This window comes from Paeniglutamicibacter sp. GQ140, from assembly GCF_059759235.1.
Genome location: NZ_JCAXDW010000006.1, coordinates 320,246 through 326,245 on the forward strand (window position 1 = coordinate 320,246; position 6,000 = coordinate 326,245).

A 6,000-nucleotide genomic window follows, 5' to 3' on the forward strand; every position below is an offset into this window, starting at 1 on the left:
CAAACTCCTCAATCAGGTTCGAGTTCGGGTGAGCTCGTGGGCACACGGGATGCACCCGAGGGAGCCACTCTCGCCCCCTAGCCTAATGGGTTTTGCCCCGAATGTATGATTCGGCCACCGGCGTAAGTGTCATCAATGCGCTGATCACAGCCCTGAAACAACCCGAAATGACTGCTTTGCATAGCAGGAGATCGGCCGCTTGGGAAGACCCAAAACCCCGCCATTACAAGGGAGTAGGGGAGCCCCCCGAATCAATTTGCCAAACAATCGTGGTAAACTGGGTAGTGGGAAAGGGGTTTATCCACATGGTTTTTGAGGTTGGCGAGACAGTTGTCTACCCGCACCACGGTGCAGCAATGATCGAAGAGATCAAAATGCGCACCATCAAGGGCGAAGAGAAGATGTATCTCAAGCTTAAGGTTGCCCAAGGTGATCTGACCATCGAGGTTCCGGCAGAAAATGTCGATCTCGTTGGTGTGCGCGATGTAGTTGGTCAGGAGGGCCTGGACCACGTCTTCGACGTGTTGCGGGCCGAGTTTACAGAAGAGCCTACCAACTGGTCGCGCCGTTACAAGGCAAACCTGGAAAAGCTTGCTTCCGGCGACGTCATCAAGGTTGCAGAGGTCGTTCGCGACCTGTGGCGCCGCGATAACGACCGTGGCCTTTCCGCAGGCGAAAAGCGCATGCTTGCAAAGGCCCGGCAGATCCTGATCAGCGAATTGGCACTGGCCAAGAAACTGGACGAGGAAAAGGCCGAGAGCGTGCTCGACGAGGTCTTGGCCTCGTAGTAGCCACGAGTTCTAGTTGGTTTGAACCCCGGTGGGGGTCCGAGGTGCCGCAAGGCGTTTCGGACCCCCACCGGCATTTAACCCACCGGTTCGCCGACTCCGGCGAGTCGGCGGACCGGTGCGGATCACCGCTAGGCTGGAGGGCGTGAGTGCCCCAACTTCGTTTAGCGAGCAAGAGATCCAACAGACGGCCATCATCGTGGTTGCCGCAGGGTCCGGGACCCGGCTGGGTTACGGCATCCCCAAGGCGCTGGTGCCGCTGGGCGGCCGATCCTTGCTGGAGCGCGCGCTGGACCAAATCCAGCTGGCAGGGTGCGCCGCACAGGTCATCGCCGTGCTGCCCGACGGTGGCGGGGAGCTGGTCTCCCGGGCGCAGAACCATCCGCTGCGCCCGCGCTGCGTGAGCGGGGGCGCGACCCGCAACGACTCGGTGCGCGCCGGGCTCGCGGCCCTGGAGCCGGGGACCGAACGCGTGCTGATCCACGACGCCGCCCGCGCGCTGACCCCGCCGGCAGTCTTCCGCCAGGTGGCGGCCACACTTCTTGCCGGCGCGCGGGCGGTGATTCCGGTGGTGCCGGTGGTGGACACCATCAAGCAGGTCGCCACGGATCCGGGCCGCGACCAACCGCACGTCACGGGCACCCCGGCCCGTGAACTGTTGCGCGCTGTGCAAACCCCGCAGGGCTTCCACGCCCCCACCTTGTTGGCGGCCCACCAACGTGCCGCCGGATGGGACCGGGCCGAAGCCGAGGCCATCACCGACGACGCGATGCTGATGGAAATGGTGGGCGAGCGCGTTGACACGGTCCCCGGCGCCGCCGCTGCCCTGAAAATCACCACCAAACCCGACCTGGCCTTGGCCGAAACCATGCTGCCGGCAGACCCCGTAAAGGAAACCCCCGTGCCCAGGCCAACTGGCGACCATCCTGCTCCGCTGATTCCGCGCACCGGCATCGGCATCGACGTGCATGCCGTCGCAGATCCTTCCGAGCAGCGCCCCATGTGGCTTGCCGGGCTGCACTTCCCCGAGGACCAGGGCCTGTCGGGCCACTCGGACGGGGACGCGGTTGCCCATGCTGCCTGCGACGCGCTCTTCTCCGCGGCCGGCATCGGGGACCTGGGCACGCACTTCGGCACCGACCGCCCCGAATACGCCGGGGCCTCGGGCACCACCCTGCTGGCCGAGGCCGCACGCCTGGTACGTGCCGCGGGATTCGAGATCGGCAATGTCGCCGTCCAGTTCGTAGGCCGGCGTCCCAAGTTTGCCGCCCGCCGGGCGGAGGCCGACGCGGTGCTGAGCAAGGCGGCCGGCGCCCCGGTCAGCGTTACCGCCACCACCTCCGACGGACTGGGCTACGAGGGCGCGGGCGCGGGAGTCACCGCCTACGCGAGCGCATTGGTGTATTCAGTTCGCTGAAAACGCCGATCGAAGCACGCCGCGTGTTTGACCGCCTCGGATAACCTGTACTGGTGAGCATCCGTTTTTACGACACCAAGCAGGCAGCGACCCGGGACTTCGTTCCCCTGACCGAGGGCAAGGTCGGGCTGTACTACTGCGGCGCGACCGTTCAGGGAATGCCGCACGTGGGACACGTGCGCAGCGCCATCGCCTTCGACATCCTCACCCGCTGGCTGGAAAACCGCGGCTTCGAGGTCACCGTGGTCCGCAACGTGACTGACATCGACGACAAGATCCTGGAGAAGTCGGCCGCATCCTTCGCCGAGGACTTCGAGGAAAACGAAGACTACTTTGCGCGCGAAGCCTGGTTCGCCCTGGCCTACCGCTTCGAGCAGGAATTCAACTCGGCCTACGACACCCTCGGAGTGCGACGCCCGACCTACGAACCCCGGGCCACCGGTCATATCCCGGAGATGCACCAGCTTATTGCCCGGCTCATCGAGGCAGGCCACGCCTACCCGGCGCTGGATGGCTCGGGCGATGTCTACTTCGACGTCCGCTCCTTCCCCGCCTACGGCACCCTGACGCACCAAAACGTCGATGACATGCAGGCCGCCCCGGATGCCGACCCGCGCGGCAAAAAGGATCCCCGCGACTTCGCGCTGTGGAAGGGCCAGAAAGCCACCGACCCGGACACCGCCACGTGGCCCAGCCCCTGGGGCACCGGCCGCCCGGGCTGGCACCTGGAATGCTCGGCCATGGTCACCAAGTACCTGGGCACCGCCTTTGACATCCACGGCGGTGGCCTGGACCTGCGCTTCCCGCACCACGAAAACGAGATGGCGCAGTCCATGGCCGCGGGCCATGACTTCGCCAACTTCTGGCTGCACAACGGCATGGTCACCTACGAGGGCGAAAAGATGTCCAAGTCCGTTGGCAACACCATCTCCCCGGCCGAGATGCTGGAAATGGCAAGCCCCCGCGCCGTGCGCTACTTCCTGGGCCAGGCGCACTACCGCTCCCAACTGGACTACCGTCCCGAATCCCTCGCCGAGGCGACCTCCGCGATCGAGCGGATCGACACCTTCGTGGCCAACGCACTGGACCGCATCCACGGGGTGGGTCCCACCGAGGACTTCTCGATCGACATGCACCACTTCGAGGTGACCGAGGCCTTCGCCGATGCCATGAACGACGACCTCAACGTGCCCCAGGCGCTGGCATCGTTGCATGAGACGGTGCGCCGCGGCAACACCGCGCTGGCCGCCGGCGACCTCGAGGTGGCCGACGAAGCCATGCAACAGGTCATGGCCATGACCTACACGCTGGGCCTGGACGACACCGTCGAGACCGGCGGTTCTGCCGATGCCGCGCAGTCCGCCGCACTTTCGGTGCTGGTTGACGCCCAATTGGCCGACCGGGCAGCCGCCCGCGAGGCCAAGGACTGGGCGCGTTCGGACGCCATTCGCGACACCCTGGCCAAGGCCGGAATCGTGGTTGAGGACTCGGCGGACGGCGCCCGTTGGAGCCTGAAAGCGTAAGTTGCCACACAAAGGGCGAGGAATATGCGTTCCTTGTCGCTAAAATGGGCGGGGCGGTGAGTGAAATCGCCGTGCCGTCCGCCCCGATCCAAGGAATACACCATCATGTCTGCTGCACAGAAGCGTTCCGGCGCCATACGCAAGAGCAAGAAGGGCCCCTCCGTCGGAACCGGCGGATATGGCCGCAAGGCGCTTGAGGGCAAGGGCCCCACGCCCAAGGCCGAGGACCGCCCGTACCACAAGGCCTTCAAGAACAAGGAGCTTGCCGAGCGCTCCGCCGCCAAGCGCGGGACCTCCAAGGGCGGCCCCGCAACCCGCGGCCGCAGCACCGGTGGACGCTCGAAGAGCAGCGAAGAGCTGGTCACCGGACGCAACTCCGTCGTTGAGGCGCTGCGCGCCGGCATTCCCGCCAAGGCGCTGCACGTGGCCATCCGGATCGACATGGATGAGCGCGTTCGTGAATCCCTGAAGATCGCCGCCGAACGCGGCATCCCCGTAATGGAAACCGGCAAGCCGGAACTGGACCGGATGACCGACGAGGCAATCCACCAGGGCCTGGTCCTGCAGATCCCGCCGTACGATTACGCCGATGCGCTGGAAACCGTCAAGGCCACCATCTCTAAGCACAAGAAGGGCTACGTCAAGAACGCCCCGCTCTTCATTGCCTTGGACGGCATCACCGACCCGCGCAACCTCGGTGCGATCATCCGTTCAGCCTCGGCCTTCAACGCCCACGCCGTCATCGTTCCCGAGCGTCGCTCGGTGGGCATGACCGCTTCGGCCTGGAAGACCAGTGCCGGTGCCGCCGTGCGCGTTCCCGTCACCCGCGCCCCCAACCTGACCTCCACGCTCAAGGGCATGAAGGAAGCCGGAGTATTCGTCATCGGCCTGGACGGCGACGGCGACGTCTCCTTGCCGGATCTCGGCCTGGCCACCGATCCGCTGTGCATCGTGGTGGGGTCCGAGGGCAAGGGCCTGTCCCGCCTGGTGCGCGAGAACTGCGACATGATCGTCTCGATCCCGATCAACTCCTCCATGGAGTCGCTGAATGCATCGATGGCCGTGGGCATCACGCTTTACGAGGTTTCGCGCAAGCGAAGCGCCTAAGGCACCGTGTACCGGGCCCTGCCCGGATGGCACTAGAATTTCATGAAAGTGGTTCGACGTTTCTGGCAAGGATTCGTCGGACCACTTTCTTCGTTAACGAGCCTTGCCCTAATTCACCGGCCTCTGCAGGGGCGGCTATTCCCAAGCCCACCGATTCTCGATAGCGTGAGGTGAATCGGAACCCCAGGTGCCGACCAGCAAGATGGGGCACCCCGGAACGATGCAACGAGGGGGATGGAGAAACGCCATGGGTCCAACGCAGCTCGACGCCGACGACTATTCGCCGCACCGGCTTGAGGAATCATTGGGAGCGCCGTTGCACGTAAGACCCGAGGTCCTCGAAGCGGTTGAACGGGGAGAAGACAAGTCCCCGCACGCGGTCCTTGGGCCCCACCTGAACCTGTTGGGGCATGTTTGCGTCCGGACTCTGCAGCGCGATGTCCTGGCCATCAACATCCTGACCGCGACGGCCACGGTCCCCATGCTTCGCGAGCACGGAGACCTCTGGGTGGGGTTGATCGAGTCCAAGGACATTGGCAGGGTTCCCGACTACCGGATCCAACGCATTGAGCTCGGGGGAGTCCGCGTGATCGATGATCCATATCGGCATACACCCCGCTTGGGTGAGCTGGAGCTCCATCGCCTGCGTACCGGAGGAACGCAAGTGCAGGAACTCTTGCTCGGTGCACATCCACAGCACTACTCCTCACCCATGGGGGACGTGGAAGGCACCGGTTTCGTGGTCAGGCAGGACGAGGCCGTTGCCGTGCGAGTTTGCGGCGATTTCAATATTTGGAACGGTTCCGCCCACGCCATGCGCCAGCTTGGCCATAGTGGGATCTGGGAAATCTTTATTCCTGGCGTTTCGGTCGGCTCCAAGTACCGATTCGAATACCTGGAGCCCACCGGCACATGGGTCGAGTCTGCAGATCCGGTTGGCCACTATTCGACCGAGGATCCGGACACCATATGTGTGGTCCAACCCGAGGGGTTTGAAGCCTAGACCTTAGGTCAGGGACGGGGACGGTGAATCCCAGACATTAAGCGGTAATCTTTATGGGCCAGCTCACAAAAAGCATTTTGGCTTGTTTTAGTGATTCCTTGGTGTCAAGGGATGGAAATTCCCCGTCTTTGCGGGGTTTGCGGACCCTTGGTGGTGCGGGTT

General features: G+C 64.2%; 5 protein-coding genes. All 5 read left to right on the forward strand.

The features are described from left to right. Window positions 1–305 precede the first annotated feature (305 nt). The gene (locus AC6CHY_RS11420; protein WP_105551679.1) at window positions 306–788 is read left to right on the forward strand and encodes a CarD family transcriptional regulator; all 483 of its coding nucleotides are present in this window, start codon (window positions 306–308) and stop codon (window positions 786–788) included. A gap of 145 nt (window positions 789–933) precedes the next feature. Further along, the gene (ispD, locus tag AC6CHY_RS11425; protein WP_498226748.1) at window positions 934–2,205 is read left to right on the forward strand and encodes a 2-C-methyl-D-erythritol 4-phosphate cytidylyltransferase; all 1,272 of its coding nucleotides are present in this window, start codon (window positions 934–936) and stop codon (window positions 2,203–2,205) included. Between the two features lie 53 nt (window positions 2,206–2,258). Next, complete coding sequence (gene cysS, locus AC6CHY_RS11430; RefSeq protein ID WP_217390707.1) at window positions 2,259–3,728, forward strand: cysteine--tRNA ligase; 1,470 nt, start codon at window positions 2,259–2,261, stop codon at window positions 3,726–3,728. Window positions 3,729–3,833: 105 nt separating this feature from the next. Further along, window positions 3,834–4,835 (forward strand): 23S rRNA (guanosine(2251)-2'-O)-methyltransferase RlmB, encoded by a 1,002-nt coding sequence (gene rlmB, locus AC6CHY_RS11435; protein WP_217390708.1) that lies wholly within the window; start codon window positions 3,834–3,836, stop codon window positions 4,833–4,835. Between the two features lie 247 nt (window positions 4,836–5,082). Then, a complete protein-coding gene (locus tag AC6CHY_RS11440) occupies window positions 5,083–5,838 on the forward strand; it encodes a GlgB N-terminal domain-containing protein (protein WP_498226749.1) in 756 nt (251 codons plus the stop codon). Window positions 5,839–6,000: the final 162 nt, after the last annotated feature.

Coding starts and splice junctions, on each gene's coding strand:
- rlmB (WP_217390708.1), top strand. CDS start 3,834: ATGTCTGCTGCACAGAAGCGTTCCGGCGCCATACGCAAGAGCAAGAAG.
- AC6CHY_RS11440 (WP_498226749.1), top strand. CDS start 5,083: ATGGGTCCAACGCAGCTCGACGCCGACGACTATTCGCCGCACCGGCTT.
- AC6CHY_RS11420 (WP_105551679.1), top strand. CDS start 306: ATGGTTTTTGAGGTTGGCGAGACAGTTGTCTACCCGCACCACGGTGCA.